Here is a 26995-nt window from a genome sequence, read left to right as displayed (position 1 = left end):
TTGAAATTAATATGAAGTATATCTGTTATATTTGTAACTGTCAAGGGTATATTGATTTTTTTGTCGAAATGGTTCATATTTCAACTGACTTTTACTAAGCTTATTAGAAAAAGAAAGAGTCTATATTTTCACCTTTTTAAACGAACTATAAAAAAAGAATCTTCGCGATAATCGCGAAGATTCTTTTTACGGTATGAGACGAGTACAATCTCTCGGAAAAGCACTCGCCTCTCGTACATTTGTTAATTCTAAAAGTTTATATACAACCCTTTCTAACCCAATTCCGAAACCTCCATGTGGTGGACAACCATATCGAAATGTATTTAAATAAGATTGAAATTTATCTGGGTGTAACCCTTTTTCTTTAAACGAAGCGAGTAACATTTCATAATTATGAATTCGCTGTGCCCCTGACGTTATTTCTAATCCTTTATATAATAAGTCGAATGAATCAGTAATAGATGGATTCTCTTTATTCGGCATCGTATACATCGGTCTCGCTTCTTTCGGATAATGCGTAATGAAAACAAATTCACTATTATATATTTCCTTCACATATTTCCCTAGTAACTTTTCACCTTCTGTATCTAAATCCCCTACAGGAGATTCTTTACGATACTTACTTTTCAAAATTTCTTGTGCTTCTAACAATGTAATTTTAGGTATTTCAGTAATAATAGGTACTTCTATTTGTAATAGTTGTAGTTCTATTTCACATTTTTTCGCTACTTGTTGAAACATGTATCGTAAAACATCCGTTTCTAGTTGCATCACTTCATAAAAATCATGAATAAAACCAAGCTCTACGTCTAACGATATATATTCATTCAAATGACGGGAAGAATTATGATGTTCCGCTCTATATACAGGTGCAATTTCAAAAACTCGTTCTAACCCACCTGCCACCATCATTTGCTTATAGAACTGTGGTGATTGTGCTAAATAAGCTTCTTTTTGGAAGTATGGAAGCTTAAAAACATTTGCTCCTCCTTCTGCCCCTTGCGAAACAATTTTCGGCGTAAATATTCGTGTGAAATCGTTCTCTATTAGAACTTCACTAAAGCTCTGAACGAGTGTAGATTTCACTTTAAAAATCGCTGCAGTTCGCTCATGTCTTAATGAGAGTACCCGCTCATTCAATAATTGATCTAAGCCAACTTGTAATTTCTTTTTATTTATTTCAAATGGAAGTGGCTCTGCACCGTTTATTACGTTCACTTCATGAGCAAGTACTTCAACACCCAATTCTGTTTTCGATGTCTCGACTATTTCACCAATTACGTGGACGACACTTTCTACATCAACTTTATATCCAGCCAATTCATTTTCTAATACACATTGAATTACTCCTGTTCTGTCCCGTAATAATAAAAAACTAACATTTCCAAGATGCCGAATTTTTTTTACCCATCCTTGAAGTAATACAACCTTTCCGTTTTGCTTTGTACATTCTTTTGTGAGTGAACGCTTCATTATTGAATCCATTATTTTTCCCTCCAGTAATTTTATATTTATTTACGTTATTGTTGTCATCGTCATCATCCACGGTCACTCACCCCCTTTCAAAGAATACAAAAATCCGCCCCTATAAATAGGGACGGATTTTTTCCGCGGTACCACCCAAATTGTCATACTGACCATCTTAGCCCTGATAACGGTAGGTACCGTTTGCTTTTACTAATAATCACGTTCAAAGCAACACTCACAGGTGTCTTTCCATCATGCGGTATCGCAACCTTCCCAGCAACCGGCTGCTCTCTGTAGACCTTTGCACCATGTACTTTTCCTGATCATCACTTTTTATATTTACAGAGTATTCTAACTCCTTACCTTATAAAACGCAAGCTTTTTTGAAACATTCTGGTTTTCTAACTCCTAACTTCTTCTAAAGTGTGAAAAGTTAATTTTGTAATACATATTCTTATGTATTACATCCGAAATTACCCCTTTAATATTTTCCAATTTTTACATAAAAACTAATTCATTTACGCATATTAATAAAAATTTTAAAGCGAGGTGTGTATATGCAAAAAGCAATTAGTTTCTTTCTCCTTTTGTTTTGCTTAATTGTAGTAAACGAAACGTACGCCTATTCACCAAAATCTTTACCAATCTCTCAAAACTCTGATCAATGGCAAGTGAATATTGATAAACCGAAAAAAACAAACAAGAATATGCTTCAAGCTAAAAAAGATGAATTTCAAACATATCATTTTTCAGTAAAGAATGTCGGGAATAGTGAAGTATATAATGTAAACGTAGAAGTATTCCGCAACGAACCAAATAAGAAAACGAAATATGAACTCTTTTCCCTAAAGGAAAGTCGTTTGGCAAGTGGAAAAACTGGATTTGAACACGCTAATTTACCTGTTGCTACAAAAGCGGATGAAGTTGATGTTATTATTACATGGCAAGAACACCCATTCCGATCGATGCGAAATGGTCAAAAAGTTGAATCTAGAAAATTTAAAGAGCATTTTGTTTTTAAAGAAGCTAAAAAGTAAATGGGATATGGATACATTCACACTATCATTGATATAGCTTTATTTACTAGTACCAGTTCGTAAGCAAATTAAAAAGTCGTGGCTTATAAATGCCACGACTTTTTATATTAATTCGTACTAATGCCTCTCGCTGCCCAAATGCGATCGATATCAGCAGCATGTTGTCCGCCATATAAAAGAGCATCCGCTTGCTTAATTGCTTTTGCTCCATCACTGAATTTAGAGTTTGGTGTTAATGACCAGTGCGATTGTAAAATAATTTTCGTTGCTACATCACGTCCAAATGCTTGTGCCATTTCATATTGGCCTTGTGCCCAAATTTCCCCATCATCATGTACCTCATTTGTAATATCTTTCGGATACACTTTATTCGTATCTAATCGGCGTAAGCACGTCGGATCTGAACTAGAATAAGCAGTCGCATCCCATTCTCCAACACATGCTTTTCCGTACCCTGTCGTCGATACTGCATCTTCATACGTAGCACCTAAGAAGTCGCCAAATCCTTCTCCCATCGCTCCACCTTCTGCTGAACTACCAAAGCCAGGAACTTGGTTATCTTGAATCGAATGCCCATATTCATGTGCGATAATACCAGCATCTTCTGCATCATCAACACCGCCAGTACCGAAAGTTAAAGCTTTTGTTGATGGAGAATAGAATGAGTTATCATCAGTTGTACCATTAACATTCACTTTTATCGAACGGTTATTAATATTTTTAAAACCTAGACTTTGAATGTAACGTTGCAATGTGTCGATATGATAGTACGACATAACATCTTCAAAGCTATCATTTGCGCGTGTATAGTTAAATTGTAAATTCGTAGATTTTGTTTTCGCTTTTGAAGAAATCGTTACATATTCTCCAATTAAAAATCCTGTTCCATCTAAACCTTTTAACGTAACAGTTTTCAGTTGGTTCGTTAGAGCTGTTGAATCTGCATCGTTATTATCTTTTAAGCCTACTTTACTACCGCTAGATACGACTGGGTTAGGTAAAAATACTTTTCCTGACCCTTCAGCTTTTCGGTTTATATCAACCTTTTTAATTAACTTTCCATTTTCTGCATCAATAAATGTTTCCCATGCACCAAATGGATTATTAGAATGGACTACAACTTTATATACTGGACGAGCAATTCCTTCTTCAACAATATATCCGAACTCTTTATCTGTAGGAGCCCATAAATTTTGCTCACTTGCTTCTCCAACATACGCCATTGATTTTTGTATTGCATCTTTTTCACTAATTTTTGTCGTTACTTCCTTCACACCTGTAACAGGCTGATAATCAGAAACAGCGAGTACTCCCTTTCCCTCTCCGTTAAGCGTAACTGTTATTTGTTTTGAAAATACAGGTGCACCATTAACAACTTGTTGGAACCTAACATATGAAGCTACTGACGTTTCTGTTGTAGAAATATATTGCAAGTCTGAAAGATCTGTTTTCAATCCATACTGCGCAGCATTTTCTTTTAAATATTCAGTTGCTTTTTTCTGTGGCGAATAAGCTTCTAACTTTACTTGCTGTTGTTTTTCCAATGCCGAAACCGTAGTAATTGTCCCCATTACTAACGGCACAGTCATTGCCATTGCCACCATTTTTTTATTAAACATAGAACCACTCCCCCTAATAAAGTAGCTCAACCTTATCCCATTACCACTAGGCAATCATTCCCCGCAAAACGGATGGATAAAAATTGAATCTACGAGTAATTCTCTATGAACACTTCTATTACCTTTTCATTTAGGGTAAGTGAAATTTTCTCAATATTTATGTATAAACCGAACACAATACTGTAGAAATATATTTCTACAGTATTGTGTTCGGTACGCTATGAAAAAAGACAATTGCTAGTGGTCCTATCGAATGTATAGTCAAATAAATTCTAATCATACAAAAAGGAAGTTGGAATCATTCCAACTTCCTTTTTTCTTTAATTAGCTGCACTTAATTTAATTCTAAGTTTTGTTTCACCTAAAGAAAGTTCATCGTCTTCGTTCGTTAAGTGACCAAATGTAAATTGTTTAACGAGTAAGTTTTCTTCCAATAAATCTTTATGGTTCGTTAACGTTCTCTGTAGCTCTACTTCTGTATCAAGAATAACATCGACTCGTAAATTAACTGGTAAATTCAACTGTTTACGATATTCTTGAACCGCACGAATGAATTCACGCGCTACTCCTTCTTGTAACAATTCTTCCGTTACATTCGTATCTAACATAACTGTATATTGTCCGTTAGTCGTATTAGAGAATCCTGATTTTGCAACTTTCTCAACTAACACATCTTCAGCAGTTACAACTACTTCTTCTCCTGGTGTTGCTTCGTAAACTGCTCTTCCTGTTGATACAAAGTTTTGTACTTCTTCTTGTGATAATTGTTTTAGCCAACCATTCACTGCATTCACATTTTTACCGAATTTCGGCCCCGCTGTTTTAAAATTAAGCTTCAATTGATATGATGTGTATTTTGTTTCATCGAGTTCAACATGGAACGCTTTTACATTTAACTCATCCATAACGATATCACGATAAGATTCCCAATCCATATCATTCTCGTTATGCTCAAGTAATACAAGTTCTGCTAGCGGCTGTTTTACTTTTAAAGAATGCTGATTACGATTACTTCTTCCAAGTTCAACAACTTGTAAAACAGCATCCATTTCCGCTTCTAATTTCGGTTGAAGTAGTGATTCATTTACAACTGGATAATCGGCTAAATGAACGCTGCTTCCTTCTAAATTTAGATGAATGTCTTCCGCGACAAACGGTGTAAATGGTGCAATTAATTTACTAATTGTTACAAGCACTTCATGAAGTGTCTCATACGCAGCTGCTTTCTCAGCGTTCATACCAGATTCCCAGAAACGATTACGTGAGCGTCTTACATACCAGTTACTCACTTCATCTACAAGTGCTGCAATTTCACGAGCTGCATTCGTAAATTGATAATCATCAAGTGCAGTTCTCACTTTTTTCGTTGTACTATGCAATCTTGATAATACCCATTCGTCTAATTTCGTAAGCTTTACATCATACGTTTCTTTCGGATTATACTCATCTAAATTTGCATATAAAACGTAGAAGCTATACACATTGACTAATGTATCTACAAATTTAGATTTCGCTTCCAGTACTGTTCTTTCAGAAAAACGCTTCGCATTCCACGGGGCACTATCAACAAGTAAAGCCCATCTTAGCGCATCTGCACCAAACTTATCTACTAAATCAACTGGATCTAGTGCATTTCCTTTGCTTTTAGACATTTTCTGCCCTTCTTCATCTAAAACATGCCCTAGCGATAACACTCGTTTATACGGTACTTTTCCTGTATATAGTGCTGATACTGCTAATAAACTATAAAACCAGCCGCGTGTTTGATCAATTCCTTCAGCAATAACATCCGCTGGAAACTGCTCTTCAAATAACTCTTTATTTTCAAATGGGTAATGATATTGTGCAAATGGCATAGAACCACTATCAAACCAAACATCAATCACTTCTGGTGTACGATTCATTGTGCCTCCGCATTTCCCGCAGCACACTTGCACTTCATCTACATAAGGCTTATGCAATTCCAAATCTTCTGGTGTTTCTTTCGTACTATGCTTTCTTAATTCGGCAATGCTTTTCGGTGCGAACTGATGATCACAACTTTCACATTCCCATACATTCAATGGCGTTCCCCAATATCTATTTCGGCTAATATTCCAATCTACCATATTTTCTAAAAACTTACCAAAGCGCCCATGTTTCATATGATCCGGATACCAAGTAACAGAATTATTATTTTGTAAAAATGTATCTTTAATTGCAGTTGTTCGGATTAACCAACTTTCTCCTGCATAATAAAGTAGTGGTGAATCACAACGCCAGCAATGCGGATAGCTATGTTCATATTTTTCTTTATGATACAGTAAACCTTCCTTCGCTAAATAACGAACGATATCCACGTCACAATCTTTTACAAATTTCCCTTTCAAAAATGGTACTGCTTCTGTATACTCACCTTTTTCATCTACAACGTGCAAAAATGACAATCCTTCACTTTGAACGACTCTATAATCGTCCTCTCCATATGCTGGAGCAATATGAACAAGTCCTGTACCACTATCTGCCGTTACAAAATCTGCTGCGATAACGTGGTAACCATTTGTAACTTCTTTCATCGGAAATGGCGCTGTATAAGATGTGTTTAATAATTCTCCGCCTTTATGAACAGATAATACTTCATAGTTCTCTTTTAATACTTCTTGTACACGTTCTTTCGCAACAATATATACATGACCTTCTTGTTTTGCTTTAACGTATTCCATATTTGGATGGACAGCAAGCGCAACGTTTGCTGGAAGTGTCCAAGGTGTTGTGGTCCAACCTAAGAAATACTCATTTTCACTATCTTTCACTTTAAACTTCACAGTTGCACTTAAATCTTTTACTGTTTTATACCCTTGTGCAACCTCATGTGAGCTCAATGAGGTTTGGCAGCTTGGGCAGTATGGTGAAACTCTATGTCCTTTATATAACAATCCTTTTTCATGGATTGTCCCCAAAATATGCCATACACTTTCGATATATGGATTCTTTAAAGTTACATATGGATCATCCATATCTACCCAATAACCAATACTTTCAGTGAATTCACGCCACTGCTTCTCATATGTGAAAACACTCTCTTTACACTTTTGAATAAATGGTTCAATGCCATATTCTTCGATCTCATGTTTACCAGAAATACCAAGTTGCTTCTCAACGCCTAATTCTACAGGTAAACCATGTGTATCCCATCCCGCTTTTCTTAACACTTTATAACCAGCCATCGTTTTATATCTTGCTACTAAGTCTTTAATTGTTCGTCCAAGTGCATGACCTACATGCGGTAGTCCGTTCGCCGTTGGTGGTCCTTCATAAAATACGAAAGACTGTGCGCCTTCTCGATTCTGAATTGATTGTTCGAAAATATTTTGTTCGTTCCACTGTTTGCGAATTCGCATTTCTCTTCCTACAGCTGATTCTTTTACATCTACTTTTTCCATATACAATCACTCCTTTGAATATTTTAAAGCACACAAAAAACCCGTCCCTATAAAGTAGGGACGGGTTTACCCGCGATACCACCCTAATTCTATTAGCTTTTTCACTAATAGCACTTAGCAACGTACTATCATACGTGTTCTTTGTAACGGTAGACATCCGTCCGGGCTTACTTACTTTCAGCCTCGGCTCCTCGGAGATGATTTTCAAATAACGTCTGCACACCGGCTTTCAGCAATATACCGGCTCTCTGGAGAACAGCTCACTATTTTACTCTTTCTCGTCTTCAGATTTGTATACTTTGTTAAAAGTTATTTTATGCCATTTAGCAACTAATTGTCAACTAATTCAAAATATATCCTTATCTTTTTCCCCTATTCTTATACAATTACTTTTCAAATTCTCGCAATGCTGCTAAATTTTCATCATCCTCAATAAGTTCAGCAAAGAATCCCGATTCATCCTCACGAAGGACAAATTCAAGCTCTTCCTTCGCCTCTTCATTTCTATTTAACTGCGCTAAATAACAAGCACGATCATATCTTGCTAACAAATCACTCGCGTCAATTATTAATACTTCATTTGTTATTTTTTCTGCCTTTATCGTTTGGCCGACACCATGATATGAAGATGCTAAAGAAAGAAGAATTGCTGTTTCATTTGGATGATGTACAGAAGCATTTTCTAATACATGAATTGCCTCTTCAAACCTTTCTTGACTTTGATATATTTCTCCTAAAGCAAGAAATGCTCTACTTACAAACGGTGTTTGCTCTGTTAATTGTAAGATAATCTTTTCTGCTTTTCTTTCTTCCCCTGCTTTAAAGAATACTTGTGCTTGCAGAAGAAGAGTATCATAATCATCTGGTAGTTCTCGAACCATTTGTTTCGTTAATTCCAAAGCATCTCTTAACATATCTTCTTCCTCGCACTCAACGAAAAGATTTACAAGTTGCTTCGCTACGTCATAATCCCATTTATTTTCTAGTGACGTGTGCAGAATCTCTATTGCTTCTTTATTCATCTCTACATTCTCATAAAATAGCGCAAATCGCTGTGCTGCCATACTATTTTTCGGATTTAACTTTAAAGAGATTTCATATAAATCAATTATCATAGTAACCATTGAAATTTCTTTCGCACGATTTTTCATACGATAAAAAGCTCTCGTAATGATAGATCGTTTCGGCTGTTCATGCAGCTGGCGTTCAATCCATATTTCCGTAACCGCAGCTGCAGCATACATGAATGCTGTACTTCTTTCTGCTTTTTTCACCTTTAATGTATGAAGAAAATCTCGTATGTTAGACAATTTTTTATGTTGCTCTACTGCTTTTACATAAACATCAAATATACGTTCATTATCAAAATCTTTTTGTATTACTTTCATTGCAACTTCAATTGCTTTTACATTTCTTTTTTTCACTAATACTTTTGCATAATGATATAGTACTTCTATATGCTCACCATCTAATTGTAGCGCGTATTCAATCTGTGCTTGTTCTTTATCTGTTTCATTCATCGCTCCGTACACATATGCAATCGCATCTAAACGCCATATTTCAGGTACTTCGTCCGCTAATTGTTCTAGTTCAATCAGCAATTCTTCCTGAAGGTTCATTTCTACTGAAAGCTGTGCCAAATATTCCATATTAATATGCAACGGCTCTTCTTTCATCGCCTGAACCATATGACTTTGTTCTTTAGAACGGTTTTCTTCTTTTTCGTATATTTCCGCAAGCTGTAAATGTACACCTACGAAATTCCCATCAAGCTCTAAACATGTTTCATACGCCTGCTTTGCTTCCGTCAATTGCCCTAATGCCATAAGTGTTTCGCCAATTCGGTAATACGGTAATGCCGTTTCCATTTGTTCTATCGCCTTATTATATCTTTTCATCGCTTGGCCGTACTGTCCAATAGATTCATATAAAATACCTGCATAACAACCGTACTCACTTACTTCATTTCTTTCTTTGTGTAACGTTCTTAAAAATGCTATACCTCGTTGTACAAATTCCGTTCCTTTAATTCGATTCACATATTCATCTAACGCACTTGCTACATTATAATCACTTTTCTTTATACCATTTTCTAACTTAGATAGCGCTACTTTAAATCCTTCTTCATTTCCACCAAGTTCAATTTCAGCATCCCATAAAACCATTCCTGCATTCATGAGGAAATCTTGGCTCTTTTCAATTTGCTTCTCAAGACCAAGAATATATTCTTTTGCTTCCTTATATTGTTCTCTTGCCATATAAACTTGTGTAAGTCCGAAGTGAGAATAAACATCCTCATCATTTTCTTCTAAAGCACGCTTATACAATACTTCTGCTTCTTCCAAGCTATCATTTTGAAAATGATAGTCACCTAATTTTACGTAAAGAGGTGCTTTATCATCACAATTCTCAATACCGTTTAATAAAATTTCTTTCGCACTTTCCTCATCCTTCAAATCAGATTCGTATATTTCCGAAAGTTTCGTATAAATGTAAGGTGCATTACTATCCAAATGAATCGCTACTTTAAGCCCCTTTATTGCTAAATATAATTTCCCTAGTTGATGTGCACATCTCGCTCGTTCATACCATACATGCGCTTCATATTTATACTCTTTTAACAAGTCATTAAAGATTTCATATGCTTCTTCATATCTTTCTAAATCTATTAATATTAAACCGTGATTTGTTAAAGTGAACCTTTCAGGACTACGCTCTAACGCAACTTGAGAGTATTGCAATGCTTTTTCAGATTGATCAATATACATATAGGATAAAGCGAGAAAACTCCAAGCAATAGGCTGATCTGCGTCTAATTGTAACGATGAACGAAAGCTTGAAATCGCTTCTAGATAACTTTCCTGTTCAAACGCATATCTTCCGTTTATTAAATGATATAAAGCACGATTATTTTTCTTCTCAACGCTTGTCAGCATTTGCTCCGCTTTCTCTACTTCTTGAAGACGAATAAAACACTGTGCACCATGCAATTTAACAAAGTCCGAGTTCGGAAACTTTTCCATTAACTTATCGATACAATATAAAATAAATTCTTTATCTACTTCAACATCTAAGTGCTTTATCGTATATAACCACGTATTTGGATTATCACTCGTTTCTTTTAAAAATTGTACTAAGTTACTAATTCCCTCTTTGTCATGTTCATCTAAATGATCCGTAAGAGAAAAAATAGATTTAAAATAACGATTTTCTTCTTCACTTAGAAACGCTAGTTGCTCCTTCTTTTCTTTCGGAACAAACGTGATTGCTAAACAGCCTGTATAACGATATTTTTCTTGTAATTTACTATATTCCACAAGAACTGGTTCTATAAAGTTTGGATCTTGAACATAGAAAGCTTGCAATGTATCATCATATCCAGATAACACTTGTACGTGTGAAGCATGCTCAATATCTATACTTAATAAAACAGGAATCCCTTCGTCAATCAGTCTCTTATAATTCTCTTCATTTCCTTTAAAATAACGATATTCATAACCTAATTCTTCTAAATAAGAAACAGTATCTGAAAACTTCGAACCTGTCATATCAAAAATAAACTCTGCTATTTCATCTTGTGTACGTTTCTCTCCCCATATACGCAACATCATCTCTAAACTTGTCGGAACACAATAATTATCCTTTTGTACAATAGGAACTATCGGCAAGTGAACCTTTTTTCCATCCGGATTTTTTTCTAAATTATGATATAAAGATTCTTTTAAACTCTTTTCTTCTTTTAATAGTTTTTGTAAATCTGCAAATTTATTCATTTTGTACAGTGCTTCTGCACGTAAATGTACAAAGTAAGTATTATAGGCATGATATGGCAGCTGAGTATTTATGTTATCTATTACCGCTAACATCTCTTCATATTGCTCTAAATCTAATAAATACTTTATCTTCTCAAAATGAAAATATGGTACTTGTGGGAATTTTACAATCGCATCATCGATTAACTGTATCGCGCGGTTTTGGTCTCCTTTATTCGCATACAATTGTGATAATAAATAGGTAGATAACTCTTCACAATCTTCATGCTGCATGCCAGCAATAAATTGTTCTTCCGCTTTCTCCCATTCACCTGTATGCATATAAACGTAGCCCCATTTATCAAACACTGCGCGTGCACTGTACTCCTCTGCTTTTTGCATATACATTAACGCTTCTTCGTTTCGTTTCATTTCTAAAAGACATCGTACTAACGTAAAATATGTTTTCGCTAAAAAATCTGCATCTATTTCTTCTTTACTTAACTCTTCTAAAGAAGATTTTAACAACTGCTCCGCTTCAAGAATTTTCCGCTCATCAATTAACTCATCACAATATAAAGAGAGCGTTCTCATATTTGGGAATTTTTTATAAGCGTAACGAATGAGGAATGAACTGTATTGGTGCATAAGCCCTTCATCAGTAAGGCGAATTAATATATCGAACTCCTTATGCGAAGGAATATTGGCAAGCCAATTCTTCACATAGGATAAAGTATTCGTTTCTTTTATATATGCAATTTCATTATTTATTTCCTGTAATCCATCTACAAATCTCTTGTCTTTTAAACAAGTTTCTAACTGCTTAAAATCTAGCATGCATTCACCTCGAATTTATATTTAAACTGCTACTTGCTTAGATTTTACACACCATATAGTATGTATTCAACTAAAATCTCTTATAGTGGGTGGTATTAATTAATATTATTCAAATTTATAACAAAATATAGTAAAAATGATTGTTTTTCTCCGTATTTTGTTTAATTATATGGAATAACGTAACATGCGGTTTTAATCTTGTAGAAGCTGAAATTAGTACATAAAATTATATCGGCGATAATTCAAATATATCAGCGATTCTTTCATTTTATCGGCGATTTTCAAATTATATCGACCGATTCTTAACATTTATCAGCGATTATATGTCGAATATCGACTTATCGACATTAAACGACAATCCTTATACATCATACCTTTTAACAAACTATGTCACCAAATGTAATTTTCATATTGGGAGCGTATACAAAAGAAGAATACACATGAAATATTTTAAAAAATCGTAGTTCAGCTTCATATTGAGCTAGCGCATTATCATATGTTAATCCTCTGGCTATTAAACGTTCTACAAATTGTTGCTTATCACCCGGATCACCTGCAATCCCCTCTTCTTTTAATGATTGATACAAATCGTTTTTATCATTGTGATGCATATTTGAATCTAAAAAGTTCACTTTATCGCTTACTCTACATTCAATATTTTTCACACCTAATTCACTTAAATATATCGGTATTTTCATGCCTATATTGCCATCTTTACCATTTCTTTGCGTATCACTTTCAAATAATTTCTGCAAAACACCTAGCTGAATAAATTCCGATTGTTTCTCCCCATCTAGTAAATAAGAAGCCATATTAGAAATCCAATGTGGTTCAAAACAGATTATTTTCCCGCCTCCTTTTATATACAAAACTAAAGTTCTCTATATAATAGCCGTATTCCTACACTTTTCTTAAAATTTCAAAGCAAAAAGCTAGTGTATTATTAAAAATACACTAGCTTTTTATTTGGAAGAAAAATTTAACAAGTACAATCACAATCAAAACAATCCGTACAGTCTAAATCGTCACAATCTGCTTTTCTCTTTCTTTTGTTTCTTTTAAGATAATAATACAGTAGCCCAAACAATAGTATACAAATAACAAAAGCTATTATTGCTTCTGTATACTTATTTTGAGTCATAAAACCAATTCCACTTCCGCCTGAAATAAAAATTAGAATTAAATAAATCCAGAACATCTATGTAAATACCTCCATTACTATATATCTTAAGATAATATCCATATAACACTAGAGGAAATGAATAATCCCATACCATTACCGCTTAATACACCAGTAGTTATTCTTAGCAAATTTGAGCTACTTCTCCATTTCCACTTTTGGGTGAACCCATCCATAAGTAACGGAATTTGAGCGAAAAATGATAGTATGATTGCCAAAAGAAATGAAGGTGTCATATAAAAATAAATTGGAAACATTAAAATACCAATAAGCATGCCTGTACAACGCGCACATAAAGGTATGTACTTTTGTAGTTTAAAAAAACTCCTATCTAATCTTCTATGACAAGGAATTTGTAAAATAAAAGTTCGAATCAATATGAATCACCCTCTCTAAAAAGATTTTAATTGATTTTGCAAAAAAAATATATATCCAATAAAAAAACAAACCAGGTTTATACTAGACCCAGTTTGTCAGTTTACTACTATGTTACATTTCCTCAGGTGCCTCCACCCCAAGTAAACGTAATCCTTCTTTTAATACAACCGTCACAGCATAAACCAATGCGAGTCTGCTGTCTTTTTCTGCGCTCTCTTCTAATATACGAACATTACCGTAATATTTATTGAATGATTGTGCTACATCTAATATATATTTCGAAATAATAGATGGCTCATTTTTATTGAAAGCTGCTTCAATTACTTGAGGGAATTTATTAAGTAATTTTACGACACTCCAGCTATGATCGTCTTTTAAAGCAAATGTACATGTTTCAAATTCTACACTTTCTTTTCTTAAAATAGAACAAGCACGTGCATGTGTGTACTGTACGTAAGGTCCTGTTTCTCCTTCAAATTTCAGCATATTTTCTAATGAGAATTCGATATTATGCATACGCTCATTTTTTAAATCATGGAAGATGACTGCACCAACACCGACTTGCTTTGCTACTTCTTCTTTTTGTTTTAAGTTTGGATTTTTCTCTTCAATATTTTGTTTTGCAAGTTCGATTGCTTCTTCGAGTACTTCTTCAAGTAAAATAACTCTTCCTTTACGTGTCGACATTTTCTTACCATCTTTTAAAATGAAGCCAAACGGTACGTGTTCCATACCATCAACCCAAGTATAGCCAAGTTTTTTTAATACGGTGAAAAATTGATTGAAATGTAAGCTTTGTTCTGGACCAACAACATATAGCGCTTTATCAAACCCATAAGTGTTTTGACGATATAAAGCTGCCGTTAAGTCACGCGTTGCATAAATCGTCGCACCATCTGATTTTCTAATTAGGCAAGGCGGCATTCCTTCTTCTTCTAAATTAACGACTAATGCACCTTCTGATTCTTCAAGCAACTCATGTTCTTCTAAAATCCCAATAAAATCTTCCATTAAATTATTATAAAATGCTTCTCCCTGAAAATTAGTAAATTCTACGCCGAGAAGTTCATAAATGCGAGAAAATTCTTTAAGGGACTCATGACGGAACCAATTCCAAAGCTCTACCGCTTCTTCATCACCTTCTTCTAATTTCTTAAACCAAGCACGTCCTTCTTCTTCTAGTTCTTCGTCGTCTTTTACCTCTTCATGGAATTGGACATATAACTTAAATAGCTCACGTATTGGATCTTCTTTAACTACTGCTTCATTTCCCCATTTTTTATAAGCCGTAATTAACTTTCCAAACTGTGTTCCCCAATCTCCTATATAATTAATCCCTACAACTTCATAGCCACATTTTTCAGCGATATGTTTCAGCGAATTTCCTATCATTGTAGAACGTAAATGCCCCATCGAAAAAGGTTTCGCGATATTAGGAGAGGAATAATCAATTACTACTGTTTTTTCACAGCCAAAGTGGTTTTGACCGAACTCTTCTTTCTCCGCTAAAACTGTTTTTAATACTGCATCACTTACAGTTTCACGATTGAAAAATACATTTACATAAGGACCAACGGCTTCTACTTTCGTAAAAAACTGATCATTGAATTTCTCAGCAACTTCCTTTGCGATAAGAGCTGGTGCTTTTTTATATTGCTTCGCTAATGAAAAGCATGGGAACGCTGCATCTCCAAATTCATCTTGTTTCGGTGTTTCAATTAAATCTAAAATTTGTTTTTGCGTTAATTCATTCGTGAAAATATTAGATAAACTTTCCGCAAACTGCATTTTATAATCCATGATACAACCTCCTTATTTTTTAAAACACAAAAAACTCGTCTCTAAAAAAGAGACGAGTTTTAACCCGTGGTACCACCCTTGTTGTTCGTTACGAACCACTTTCCCGTTTATAACGAGGACAGAGGGCCTCGGCTTTCTCTACTATTCGTTCAAGAAGCATCTCCGAAGTGCGCTTCATCTTTTTCTTCCGTACTAGGCTCACACCATCCCTAGCTCGCTTTCCTTCTAAAAAAGACTACTCTCTTCATCACAGACAGTATATTTAATTAATTATTGCTTATTATACATCTTTTCAAACAATTAGCAAGGGTCAATTACACCAAAGTGAAACTTAGCACTTTTTCTTTTGTATACGTGGAAATTGTGTTTTTCAAATCTAGAACTACGAAAATGATCTTTTAAAACGACACGTTTTCTCGCCACTCGTTTTGCCTCCGCAATTGTTTCGTCAGTAATATCATGATACAAAGCGAAGTGTTTTAATCCTTTAATTCCGTCAGATTCTATGACAGTTTCTTCAAACATCGGATCAAGGTAAACGACATCGTAACTATTGTCTTCACATTGCGCTAAAAATGAAAAATGCTCCATTTGCTTTACTTGAATTCTTTGCATTGCTTCATCAATTTCAGAAACGGATGAAGACCATGTTTTCAAACCATTTTCCATAATATAAGCCATATACTCATTGCCTTCAAGTCCTGTTACTTTTCCGCTTTCACCAACAACATAACTAGCTACAATACTATCTGATGCCATACCGAGCGTACAATCTAACACTGTCATTCCTCTCTCTAATTGCGTGGCTTGTACAAACGGATCGTGTTCTCCACGCATTAACCTTTTCACACGAAACATCGCTGAGTTCGGATGAAAGAAAAACGATTCTTCCGTACCTTTCGGATAAATAGCTAATCGGTTCTTCCCTACGACAAGCACATCTTGTTCATACTGCTCATGCAGCTTATGTACTGGTATGTCATTACGTTTAACGAAAGAAGCATTTAATTCTGCTGCTACCTCGTTTGCATAATCTGTCATTTCTTTATTCGTTCTTCCTGCTGTTGTTACGATCATGGTTTCACCTCTATATAAAGAAAAGAGGGAGATTTACTCTCCCCCTTCTTTAGCAATTCTTTTCGAAAGCTTGTTCTAAGTTCGTAATAATTTCGTCCATAGTTGCACCTTCAATTTCATGACGGTGAATGAAGTGAACAACTTCTTTTCCTTTTAATAATGCCATAGATGGTGAAGATGGAGGAATTTCTCCGAAGTATTCACGCATTTTTGCAGTAGCATCTTTATCTTGACCTGCGAATACAGTTACAAGATGATCAGGTTGTTTTTCAGCACGAACAACCGCTTGACCTGCTGATGGACGTGCTAAACCAGCTGCACAACCACAAACAGAGTTTACAACTACTAAAGTTGTACCTGATGTATTTTCCATAAATTCTGTTACAGCTTCTTCTGTAGTTAACTCTTCAAACCCAGAACGCACTAACTCTTGGCGCATTGGGATTACCATTTGGCGCATGTATTCTTCATAAGCATTTGACATCTTGTAATCTCTCCTTCAACTTTCATTCCAAATTCATCATATCACGCTCTATTAATAGGTGCAAAAGAAAGATAACGATGATTTCATTTTTTTGTAGGGATTTCACAAACCCCACCGCGGCAATGTCCCACTGGAACAAGTTTTCTATTATTAGCGATATAATCGTATACTTTACTTCCAAAACCAAGTACGATAGATAGCTTTATAAAAGGAACTGCAAACCAATAAGATGGAACGGCCTTTGCTAATACATCTATGCTCTGAATACCGTCATACCACTTATTATTTTTAAAAATATACAGTCTTTGTTCCATCTTACTTTGTAGTTCTTGAGAAAGCTCATACTTCTCAACTACATCTTCATTTCGAAATGAAACAAATTTCATCTTACCCTTTTTATCTAATTTTTTCGTACGTTCTGCAACGGCCGTACACATCGGACACCAACTATCATAGAAAACAATCATACATTATTCCCCTTTACGTGACTCCGTCATTTGTTTCCATACAGAACCTTTTGCTTCTTCTCCGCCTTCAATACGCTCTAATGCTAGACGTGCTTGCATCGCTACTTCAAACTCTGGATCATCTTGCGCTGCTTTTAATGCTGGAATCGCACTTTCATCTCCAAGTTCAAATAAGAACATCGCTGCACGCCAGCGTACTAATTTACTTGGATCTTTCAGAGATTTAATCATAACGAACATCGCTGCCGGATCACCTACATCTGATAAACAATCTCCTGCAGTACGGCGAACACTTACAGAGCGATCTAACAACGCTTTATATAATAACGGTAATACTTCATCACCTTTTACCATACCTAAATACGCTGTTGCTAAGCGGCGTATTGAAACTTTTTCATCATCTAACGCCATCTTCAACACTGGAATATCTTCTTCAGTAGGATCCATTTGTTCTAATGCTGCAAAACGGTTTTTCCAGTCAGAATCTTTCATCATCTCTTCTGTTACTTTATATGGCTCACGCTTTTGAATCGTTACTTCAACAGCACCTGCTTGATTTAATAATTCTTTAACCGTTTCATTTACACGTTCTTCTGAATAAGCAGCAACAATCTCTTCCACTACTTCTTTCCCAATTTCTTCAAAATTACCGTAACGTGTACTTTGTTCTACCCATTTACGCTCTTTTACAACGTTTGGTGCAGACATTTGCACTTTCATAATTGATTCTTTAAAACGATCAGGTAAACCAACACGTTCTTCCGTCGTTCCATCTGTTAACTTTACTTGCATTGGAATTGTAAAGAACATTTGAACAAACACTTTCACTTCTCCAAAATGAGCAAGTTGTTGTTCTTCACTTTCTTCCACTACTTCTTCGCCGAAAACAGCACGAACTTGTTGTAATAAAACTTTCCAGTCAAACTTCGCATTTCGCTCCACTGCTAAAAAGTCAGCTACATGATACACACCTTTAATGCCTTCAATTTTCAAAATTTCTTGCACTTGCATTGGTGCTTGTTCTTTATTTTCATTTGTATAATTATTACGCGCTCCTGATGGTAATACTTCATTCAAAATAACTTTCATTGTATTTGGACTTGGCGTCGGTTCAATTGCTTTAATCTTCACGTAAAAAACTCTCCTTTATTGCATGTTCTTAGCTGTATTGTAACATGTTATCACTCTATACTCCTACTCGGATGCTTAATTTTACTACTTTCGTCCCGCTACCATCCTATTTCATTCTTTTTTACATTTCAAATTAGGAATGAGATTTTAAAAGATTTCGTTTCCGATGATTTTTATTTTTCATCCATTTCTTGAGGCATCGCCAGTATTTTTGAAAAAAACACGCTAAGCAAAAAAATATAATAAGCTATCCATATGGATAGCTTATTTACATAATTTTCGTTATTGGAAGACAACTATTTTTATAATACAAAAGGCAGAAAAGTATATAGATTCTACAAAATATTTTGATTATGATACATTTACAGAATCTCTTATTTTGTAATTAATGTCTTATTATTTTTTGGAGGGAATTCGATGAAAAAGTTTGTTTTGATATTTGGGCCACAAGCAGTTGGGAAAATGACAGTTGGACAAGAACTAGCAAAGATGACTGATTTAAAATTATTTCATAACCATATGACAATTGATTTATTGGAGCCATTGTATGGATTCTCTTCGGAAATGTGGCGATTGACCCATCTTTTTCGAAAGGAAATATTTCAATCATTTTCAAAGAGTGAACATTATGGAATGATTTTTACATACGTATGGGCGTTTAATGAAAAGAACGATTGGGATGATGTTGAAAGTATATGTAATATTTTTCGTTCCCAAGGGGTTGATATTTATTTTGTTGAATTAGAAGCTGATGTAGAAGAAAGACTTCAACGAAATAAAACACCTCATCGACTTGAACATAAGCCAACGAAAAGAAATATTGAACAATCTGAACAAAATTTATTAAGCACATTTGAAAATTTTAGATTAAATTCAAGAGAAGGAGAAATTACAGAGAAAAATTATATAAGGATCAATAATACGAATTTAAATGCTACAGAAGTAGCTGAAATTATAAAGAAAGAATTTCAACTATAGTTTTTTTAAACAAATTGAACAGTTCCAATTTTATGAATATAGTATACATTTCTAATTAACATAACGTCCTATTATCGGTAGCAACAAAAAGGAGGATTCCTTACTCTCAGAAGGAATCCCTTTTTTTATTTTCTATCACTCGATTCATCTTTTTATACATTCCTATCCTGTGATGAGTTTTACGATTCTCGTTTGTTACTGGATTAGCCAAAAAACGTTATAAAATTTTGTATACTCTTTACTTGTTTTTTCAAAAAAGCTGGCGGTATCCCCTCTTTAAGTTTATTAAAATACTTTCCACAATTTTTTCCGAAGCTATTACTTAAAATCACCTTTTATTACGATGCCCCCTCCCGCCTTCTCTCCAAAAAGGTAATACTCTCAATCACAACTTCAGTTCTATATATTCTCTTGCCTTGTTCATCATCGTAATTACTAGTCTGAATACGCCCTGTAATCCCAACGAGCGACCCCTTCTTACAATATTCAGCTACATTCTCAGCCGATTTGCGCCAAACGACACAATTAATAAAATCGACTTGTTGTTCACCTAAACTATTTCGAAATCCTCTATTCACCGCAACACATATTCGTGCATAAGCGACGCCTTGTTTTGTGTAGTATAATTCTGGCTCCTTTGTCAATCTACCGATTAATACAACTCGATTCATCATAAGTTATACCACCTCACATGTTTTTCTTCATTGTAAGGAGAAATGTTTGAATGGTAAAAAGCACAAAATGATATATCCGTAAGTAGAAAGTATTATTTTGGACCTTACAAAACAAAAAAAGAAACCATACATAGTTCAAACATGTATGGTTTCAAAATTTATTACACTTCAGTACAAGATATGTAATATCCTCCGCGGGCCATCTTTATTTCAGCACGGTACATTACATTTTCTAAGTAGAAAGTAATCGGTTTAACTTTACTCTCAAATTTTAGTCTTTCATTGCATTCAGTTGCATATCCTTCAATCGCTGAAGTAATAACTTTTGATGATGGATACGTTAAAGCTTCATCTAGTTCTATGAAAAAACTTTTAGAAAATAGTTTTTTCATAATCCCTTTCTTCTCTTTCATCATATTCCATCCCCCCTTAACTCAAGTTACCAATATCCATATTATACCATAAAATCAATTTATCTTTAAAAATAAAAAAATCCTGCATTTCTCATGCAGGATTTTTTTATTAGTCATTTTTCGTAAAGTAAGAAACGAAACGAAGAATTTCTAAGTATAACCATACTAATGTAAGCATTAGTCCCATCGCAGTATACCACTCCATATATTTCGGAGCTTGACTACGTACACCATTTTCGATTAAATCGAAATCTAGTAATAAGTTTAATGCAGCAACTACAATAACAACTGCACTAATAATAATACCGATTGTACCACCTTGGTGAATGTATGGAACAGTTACACCAAACATATTTAGTAGGAATACGACTAAATACATAACCATAATTCCAAGTGTTGCTGCCATAACGCCTGTACGGAATTTATCCGTTACTTTTACTACACGTGTTGCATATAACACTAACATTGCAAATAGAATTGAGATTGTTAGTAATACAGCATTTAAAACGATAGAATCGCCAAATTTCATTGTATAAACTGCTGAAATACTTCCTAACACAACCCCTTCTACCGCTGCATAGATTGGTGCACCAAAAGGTGAAATGCGCGGGAAGAACATAGACGCGAATGCGATGATTGCCGCAACGATTAAAGCACCAATTAATACTGGCATCTTCATCGTCCCCTGCATCATCTGTATGTATGAATAGACAGACGTTGCAAGTAGCAAGATAAGCATAATAAACGTTTTGCCTACTGTTCCGCCAATCGTCATCGCAGAAGCACTTGCTCCCTCTTTACGGAATGCCTCTTTTTTCAGCATTGGATTAGATGTTCTCATTTTTTCCCTCCTAAAATAGGTTCTACCAATAGTGTAAAGTTTTTCTCTTTACTTTTCAATATATGCAGCTTGTTTTTATTTTAATCCTTCAACGATGTCTGATAGTTCACTCCATCTTTCCATCTTTTTTTCTAGCTCTTCTTCTGTTTTCTGCTGTGCTTCAGATAATTCTTGTGCCTTTGTGAAGTCAGATCCAACTTTCGCAAGTTCTTCTCCAATTGACTCAATTTTCTCTTCAAGTTCGGCAATTGTATCTTCAATCGTTTCCCATTCACGCTGCTCATTGTATGAAAGTTTACGTTTACGTTGTTGTTTTGGAGCTTCTTCTACAACTTTTTTCTCTTTTTGAACTTCCGCTTTCTCCATAAGTCCTCTCGTTTTTTCCATTTCTAAATAATCTGTATAACTACCTAGAAACTCACGCACTTCGCCTCCGCCAGTAAAGATGAACAGTTCATCTACTACTTTATCTAAGAAGTAACGGTCATGCGATACAGTTAAAACGACACCTGGGAAATCTTCTAAATAATCTTCTAGTACTGTTAATGTTTGTGTATCTAGATCGTTCGTAGGTTCATCAAGTAAAAGTACGTTTGGTTCTCCCATTAAAATACGTAATAAATATAAACGTCTTCTTTCACCACCAGATAGTTTACCAAGTGGTGTACCATGTGAATGCGTCGGGAATAAGAAACGTTCTAACATTTGAGATGCACCAATTACTTTTCCATCTGTCGTATGAATAACTTCTGCAATCTCTTTAATGTATTCAATCATACGCTGATTTAAATTCATCTCTTCATTTTCTTGCGTATAATAAGCAACTTTTACAGTTTGCCCAACTTCAATTTCACCACTATCAGGAGATAACTTACCTGCAAGCATATTTAATAGCGAAGATTTCCCGCTTCCATTCGCTCCAATAATTCCGATGCGATCGCCTGGTTTCACGATATGATTAAAGTTGTTTAATACCGTTTTATCACCAAATTTTTTCGTTACATCTTTTAACTCAAGTACTTTTTTCCCAAGACGGCTACCGCTAAGTGCAATATCAACTGACTGTTTTGCAGCTGGTCCTTCTTGTGCCTTTAGCTCATCAAAACGCTGAATACGCGCCTTTTGTTTCGTAGAACGGGCTTTTGCACCACGACGAATCCAAGCAAGTTCACGACGATATAAATTTTGGCGTTTCGATTCTTGTGCCAATTCTTGCTCTTCACGAAGTGCTTTCGCTTCTAAAAATGTACTATAGTTTCCTTCGTAGCTATATAGTTTACCATTATCTAATTCAAAAATACGATTCGTCACACGATCTAAGAAATAACGATCATGGGTTACAAGTAATACCGAACCTGTATATCTCGCTAAATATTCTTCTAACCATTCAACTGTCTCATGGTCAAGATGGTTCGTAGGCTCGTCTAAAATTAATAAATCCGGTGTTTCAATAAAACATTGTGCCATTGCGATACGTTTTTTCTGTCCACCAGATAAATTCCCAACAATTGCAGTGAAGTCCGTAATTCCTAATTTCGTTAAAAGAGATTTCGCATTTGCATTTGCTTCCCATGCACTCATTGCATCCATACGTTGCTGCACTACAAATAATTGTTCCTGTACTTTTTCATTACTTGGATCTTTTTCAATATTTAATAGTGCTTTTTCATAATCACGAAGAAGACGAATTAAAGTTGTATCACCATGGAACACTTGCTCTAATACTGTCAGTTTTTCATCAAACTCTGGTTGCTGTGATAAATAACTAATTGTATACCCACGTGAATGCGTCATATCACCTGTATCAGGAGTTTCTAATCCTGCAATTATTTTTAATAATGTCGATTTACCAGTTCCGTTTACACCAATAATTCCGACACGTTGTCCTTCTGTAATACTACATGATAATCCATCAAATAACGGCTTTTCCCCATATGATTTTGATAAGTTCTCCACAGTTAACATTTTCATATTTGTGCATTCCACTCTTTCATAAATTGTTCAATAAACTGTTCCATATACCGATGACGAATTTCAGCCTCTTGTTTTGCTGCATTCGTATTCATTAAATCTTTTAATTTCAAAAGTTTTTCATAAAAATGATTTAAAGATGGATCATTATTTTTTCTATACTCTTCTTTCGTCATTTCTTCACGCGGCGGAATAGTTGGGTCATACATTAATCTCCCTTTCGCCCCGCCATATGCAAAGGTACGAGCTATTCCAATTGCTCCAAGGGCGTCTAAGCGATCCGCATCTTGAACAAGCTTCCCTTCAAGTGAATCCACTTTACCGCCATGACCACCTTTATAAGACATATTGGCGATGATATGAAGAATATGTTTACTTTCCTTTTCTTCAACACGTAGCTCTTCTAACCAATCAGAAACTTTTTTCATTCCTGCTTCTTCACTTTCATTTAGCTTTTCATCTGCCACATCGTGAAGTAATGCTGCCATTTCAATTATAAAACGATTTCCACCTTCTTGCTCAGATAAAGAAATCGCCATTTTATGTACACGTTCAATATGATACCAATCATGCCCACTCGCATCTTTTTCTAAAATATGTTTTACAAAAGTAATTGTTTTTTGAATTTTTTCTTGTTTTGTCATTTTATCTTCACCCAGTTACTTATTGTAACACGCCCGCATTTTTTCATCACATATTTTCTTGTCCGCCCATACACTAGGTGGTAGGCATCATCATGAAGGAGGAATAAACATGTTCTATAATAATCAACCGCCTTATCCAAGGCAACCATTGTATCCTCAACAACAAGAACAGAGATACACAGAACAATACGAAGAACAAGAGTTACAACAGCAAGAGCCACAATATGACGAAAACCCATATGCAACAAAGCAAAACCTAGAAACTGAATTTCAACAAAATCCATATGACACACGTCCAAATTATGAATATCCTCAAAATCCATATGCAGCACCACAAAATCAAGAACAGCGATATCCTCAAAATCCATATGTAATACCACAAAACCAAGAACAACAATATCAACAAAATCCATATGCAGTACCACAAAACCAAGAACAACAATATCCTCAAAATCCATATGTAGCACCACAAAACCAAGAACAACAATATCCTCAAAATCCATATGTAGCACCACAAAACCCATACACAACTCAACCACAACAACCGCAATACCAACAACAAATGTATCAACCAAACTACGACGCACGTGTCTCACCACCTAAACCACCAACAATAGATCCAACTCAACCACAAATTTTACCGCCTGGACCAACACTAGACATTACACAACCACAAATATTGCCACCTGGACCAATTACTGAACCAACACAACAACAAATTCAACAAGTTGTCGGTACACAGTTTTTACCTTTCAAGAAACCCGTACTAGATTTCGTAAAACCATGGGTAGATTACGGTTTAAATGAAGCAAAACATACATCACATGAACACGCATTAACAGAAGTTGCTGCGATTATGTTTTTAGTTGGTAAAGGCTTCAATCCGACGATTGCACATTATATCGTTGAATCTTGGGAGAAGAATGAACAATTTTAGGATTGTTTATTTGATAAAATACAAAAATACAAAAGTGCCAAAACCCTTGTGATATAAGGGTTTTAGCACTTTTTTAAAATCCAGAAAAATTTTATCGAAATAATTATTTTTATAGATTTTCGTACTTTTTTATATAGTACGTGAACAAAATGTGTGCAAAATGTGTGCAAATATACGAATCGCATTTCGCTGTTGTTGCACCGGTTATTTAAACCAATTCTCAATTATGAGATTTATATGAGAAACTAACACTTTTTCCTGTTGACACTTGGACAGTTTCTTGATAGCAAGCCACACGCAGACATTATTATTGATGGAATTGATATACTAGAACATTATCCTTTATATTATTTCAAATATAATTCGGTCATAATTAAAATAAAACAAAAAGAGGACGTATATATCACGTCCTCTTTTTGTTTTAGATATGCTCACCATGATTAATATAAGTATCGCCGTATTCGTATGCCGGCGCAGGTGGTCTACCGTGATCAAAATCGGCCACATTAGAAATATAATCTGGTCTTTGTGGTGCAGGTGGTCTACCATGATCAGCTTGTGATGTAAAAGATTCTGTAAAACTTCCAATAGTTAAAACAGCAGCAAAACTAAAAAATCCTATTAGTACTTTTTTCATTTTAACGCACTTCCCTTCTGAAGTAATTCTTTAGCATCATAAGATATATTAAAGTATTGGCTAGCCTTCTCATGATTACCTTCTTGATAAAGTTTTTTCGCTAAAATTCCAGAGTACTCTTCCATAAATCCATAAAGTTTTTGGGATTCAAAGTAATCTAGTCCATCTGCAATCGTTGTTTCTAGATTCTGCTTATAATTTTCATCGTATTGTGCTCGAAGTATTCGTAAATGATGTGTATATTCAACATCAGCTAATTCAAAGCCTTGAGTCAAAAATTCTTGTGCTTTTTCAATTTCATTTACTTTGAAATGTTCTCGAGCCAGTAAGAATACAGTTTTATGATATGGTTTTTCAGATTTATACACATCCATTAAATGCCGAATTGCAGTTGCAGATATACCTTGTTTTGCATAAAGAAAACCTAAGTTGTATTGAATTAAGGTAATTAGTCGAGTACAGTTATGTTTTTTAGCCATATCCAAGCACTTAACAAAAAGCTCTTCTCCTTGTTCAAACTGACTTAAAGTGACACTTGCCAATCCTAGGATTGTATCGCATTCAATTTGATTTATTACATAATCTTCATGTTTTTTGTATATGTCTTTTGCTTTCATAACATGCTTAATTGTTAATAAAGGTTGTTGAAGGTGGTAATATAGTTCACCAAGTTTATAATTAAATTCAGCTTTTTCAATGTCATTAGGAATATACTCTAAAAGTCGTTCAGCTTCTTCAAATTGCTCCATCGCTTCCATATAGTTAGCAATCATAGTGTTATGCACAGCTTTATAGAAATGGTAGTAGTATCTTAAATACTCATCAATAGTTTTTGTTGTAAGTTTTTCAACTGCATCAAAATCACTACGAGTTACATATGATTTATTTATTAACACTTTATAACTATAATCCAATAAAGAATAGTACAATAAGAGATTTTGATCTTGTAAATCTCGATTTTGTTCGACCATTAAGACACTAATCTTTTCATCAACTTCTTCTTTCATTCTTGTCGCCTTTGTTATTTGTTTAGATAGAATAACCTTATACCATTCATTTAATAGTCTAGTAACTTTTTCATTATTCAGAATTATCATATCACAATCTCCTTTATTTAGTTTATATAAAATCAATCATAACAAAGTTTAATTGTAATAAGTTGTAAAAAACAATTTTATAAATAATATTCAGAATATTTAATTTAATTTTTATCAATTGACGTAAAAACATCGGTAAATCGTTAGATTGT

At 34.6% G+C, this 26995-nt stretch carries 21 protein-coding genes, 1 pseudogene and 3 other annotated features; of the genes and pseudogenes, 3 read left to right on the top strand and 19 right to left on the bottom strand.

Features of this window, described 5'->3' with window-relative positions; genetic code table 11:
• Positions 1-186 precede the first annotated feature (186 nt).
• Positions 187-1485: an aspartate--tRNA(Asn) ligase gene (gene aspS / locus NST86_RS10970; RefSeq protein WP_016117724.1), complete on the bottom strand. Its 1299-nt coding sequence runs from the start codon at positions 1483-1485 to the stop codon at positions 187-189.
• Positions 1486-1590: 105 nt separating this feature from the next.
• Positions 1591-1803 (bottom strand) — a binding site (T-box leader).
• 221 nt (positions 1804-2024) lie between these two features.
• Between aspS and NST86_RS10965 the strand changes: the two genes are divergently transcribed.
• A complete protein-coding gene (locus NST86_RS10965) occupies positions 2025-2504 on the top strand; it encodes a hypothetical protein (protein WP_001167912.1) in 480 nt (159 codons plus the stop codon).
• A 107-nt stretch (positions 2505-2611) separates the two neighbouring features.
• On the opposite strand, the gene NST86_RS10960 is transcribed toward NST86_RS10965, so the two are convergent.
• From NST86_RS10960 to NST86_RS10910, 11 genes and pseudogenes are all read right to left on the bottom strand, one after another.
• Positions 2612-4123, bottom strand: a complete 1512-nt coding sequence (locus tag NST86_RS10960; protein WP_016117723.1) for a M36 family metallopeptidase — start codon at positions 4121-4123, stop codon at positions 2612-2614.
• A 320-nt stretch (positions 4124-4443) separates the two neighbouring features.
• Entirely contained in the window at positions 4444-7545 is a 3102-nt protein-coding gene (gene ileS / locus NST86_RS10955) for an isoleucine--tRNA ligase (protein WP_016117722.1), read from the bottom strand.
• Between the two features lie 53 nt (positions 7546-7598).
• Positions 7599-7839, bottom strand: a binding site (T-box leader).
• 92 nt (positions 7840-7931) lie between these two features.
• Positions 7932-12134, bottom strand: coding sequence for a bacteriocin-processing peptidase family protein (locus NST86_RS10950; RefSeq protein WP_061664228.1), 4203 nt, complete (start codon positions 12132-12134; stop codon positions 7932-7934).
• Positions 12135-12511: 377 nt separating this feature from the next.
• Positions 12512-12997, bottom strand: a pseudogene (locus NST86_RS10945) (class I SAM-dependent methyltransferase); the annotation flags it as partial.
• Positions 12998-13113: 116 nt separating this feature from the next.
• The gene (locus NST86_RS10940; RefSeq protein ID WP_000498604.1) at positions 13114-13332 is read right to left on the bottom strand and encodes a hypothetical protein; all 219 of its coding nucleotides are present in this window, start codon (positions 13330-13332) and stop codon (positions 13114-13116) included.
• Between the two features lie 29 nt (positions 13333-13361).
• Positions 13362-13691 carry a DUF2085 domain-containing protein gene (locus tag NST86_RS10935; RefSeq protein ID WP_016117720.1) on the bottom strand — a complete coding sequence of 110 codons (330 nt, stop codon included), beginning with the start codon at positions 13689-13691 and terminating at the stop codon, positions 13362-13364.
• A 112-nt stretch (positions 13692-13803) separates the two neighbouring features.
• Positions 13804-15492, bottom strand: a complete 1689-nt coding sequence (argS, locus tag NST86_RS10930; RefSeq protein ID WP_000384914.1) for an arginine--tRNA ligase — start codon at positions 15490-15492, stop codon at positions 13804-13806.
• A gap of 45 nt (positions 15493-15537) precedes the next feature.
• Positions 15538-15752 (bottom strand) — a binding site (T-box leader).
• 40 nt (positions 15753-15792) lie between these two features.
• Positions 15793-16569 (bottom strand): class I SAM-dependent methyltransferase, encoded by a 777-nt coding sequence (locus NST86_RS10925; protein WP_000637457.1) that lies wholly within the window; start codon positions 16567-16569, stop codon positions 15793-15795.
• 49 nt (positions 16570-16618) lie between these two features.
• On the bottom strand, positions 16619-17053 hold the full coding sequence (locus tag NST86_RS10920) for a BrxA/BrxB family bacilliredoxin (protein WP_000063706.1): 435 nt from the start codon (positions 17051-17053) through the stop codon (positions 16619-16621).
• An 83-nt stretch (positions 17054-17136) separates the two neighbouring features.
• The gene (locus NST86_RS10915; RefSeq protein ID WP_000634884.1) at positions 17137-17520 is read right to left on the bottom strand and encodes a thiol-disulfide oxidoreductase DCC family protein; all 384 of its coding nucleotides are present in this window, start codon (positions 17518-17520) and stop codon (positions 17137-17139) included.
• Between the two features lie 3 nt (positions 17521-17523).
• Entirely contained in the window at positions 17524-18651 is a 1128-nt protein-coding gene (locus NST86_RS10910) for a conserved virulence factor C family protein (protein WP_016117719.1), read from the bottom strand.
• Between the two features lie 417 nt (positions 18652-19068).
• On the opposite strand from NST86_RS10910, the gene NST86_RS10905 reads away from it, so the two are divergent.
• Positions 19069-19629, top strand: coding sequence for an AAA family ATPase (locus NST86_RS10905; RefSeq protein ID WP_000714951.1), 561 nt, complete (start codon positions 19069-19071; stop codon positions 19627-19629).
• Between the two features lie 338 nt (positions 19630-19967).
• Here the strand turns inward: NST86_RS10905 and NST86_RS10900 are convergent, their stop codons facing one another.
• The 5 genes from NST86_RS10900 to NST86_RS10880 all read right to left on the bottom strand — a co-directional run bounded on the left by NST86_RS10900 (position 19968) and on the right by NST86_RS10880 (position 24172).
• Positions 19968-20303: a single-stranded DNA-binding protein gene (locus NST86_RS10900; RefSeq protein WP_000982014.1), complete on the bottom strand. Its 336-nt coding sequence runs from the start codon at positions 20301-20303 to the stop codon at positions 19968-19970.
• A 161-nt stretch (positions 20304-20464) separates the two neighbouring features.
• A complete protein-coding gene (locus NST86_RS10895) occupies positions 20465-20719 on the bottom strand; it encodes a DUF4318 domain-containing protein (protein ID WP_000975140.1) in 255 nt (84 codons plus the stop codon).
• Positions 20720-20825: 106 nt separating this feature from the next.
• A complete protein-coding gene (locus NST86_RS10890) occupies positions 20826-21557 on the bottom strand; it encodes a Bax inhibitor-1/YccA family protein (RefSeq protein WP_001260655.1) in 732 nt (243 codons plus the stop codon).
• A gap of 75 nt (positions 21558-21632) precedes the next feature.
• A complete protein-coding gene (locus NST86_RS10885; RefSeq protein ID WP_086423317.1) occupies positions 21633-23528 on the bottom strand; it encodes an ABC-F family ATP-binding cassette domain-containing protein in 1896 nt (631 codons plus the stop codon).
• Positions 23525-24172, bottom strand: coding sequence for an HD domain-containing protein (locus NST86_RS10880; RefSeq protein WP_000165969.1), 648 nt, complete (start codon positions 24170-24172; stop codon positions 23525-23527). The genes NST86_RS10885 and NST86_RS10880 overlap by 4 nt, the downstream gene beginning before the upstream one ends.
• Before the next feature lie 109 nt (positions 24173-24281).
• On the opposite strand from NST86_RS10880, the gene NST86_RS10875 reads away from it, so the two are divergent.
• Positions 24282-25109, top strand: a complete 828-nt coding sequence (locus NST86_RS10875; protein WP_000499709.1) for a hypothetical protein — start codon at positions 24282-24284, stop codon at positions 25107-25109.
• A gap of 421 nt (positions 25110-25530) precedes the next feature.
• On the opposite strand, the gene NST86_RS10870 is transcribed toward NST86_RS10875, so the two are convergent.
• Both NST86_RS10870 and NST86_RS10865 read right to left on the bottom strand, forming a co-directional pair.
• Positions 25531-25746 (bottom strand): hypothetical protein, encoded by a 216-nt coding sequence (locus NST86_RS10870; RefSeq protein ID WP_144575267.1) that lies wholly within the window; start codon positions 25744-25746, stop codon positions 25531-25533.
• The gene (locus tag NST86_RS10865; protein ID WP_000584829.1) at positions 25743-26843 is read right to left on the bottom strand and encodes a response regulator aspartate phosphatase; all 1101 of its coding nucleotides are present in this window, start codon (positions 26841-26843) and stop codon (positions 25743-25745) included. The genes NST86_RS10870 and NST86_RS10865 overlap by 4 nt, the downstream gene beginning before the upstream one ends.
• Between the last annotated feature and the right edge of the window lie 152 nt (positions 26844-26995).

Origin of the sequence: Bacillus sp. FSL L8-0199 (genome assembly GCF_038005705.1) — a bacterium.
Classification (GTDB): domain Bacteria; phylum Bacillota; class Bacilli; order Bacillales; family Bacillaceae_G; genus Bacillus_A; species Bacillus_A cereus.
The sequence above is the reverse complement of the archived record's forward strand: the minus strand, read 5'-3'. Positions and strand labels throughout refer to the sequence as shown.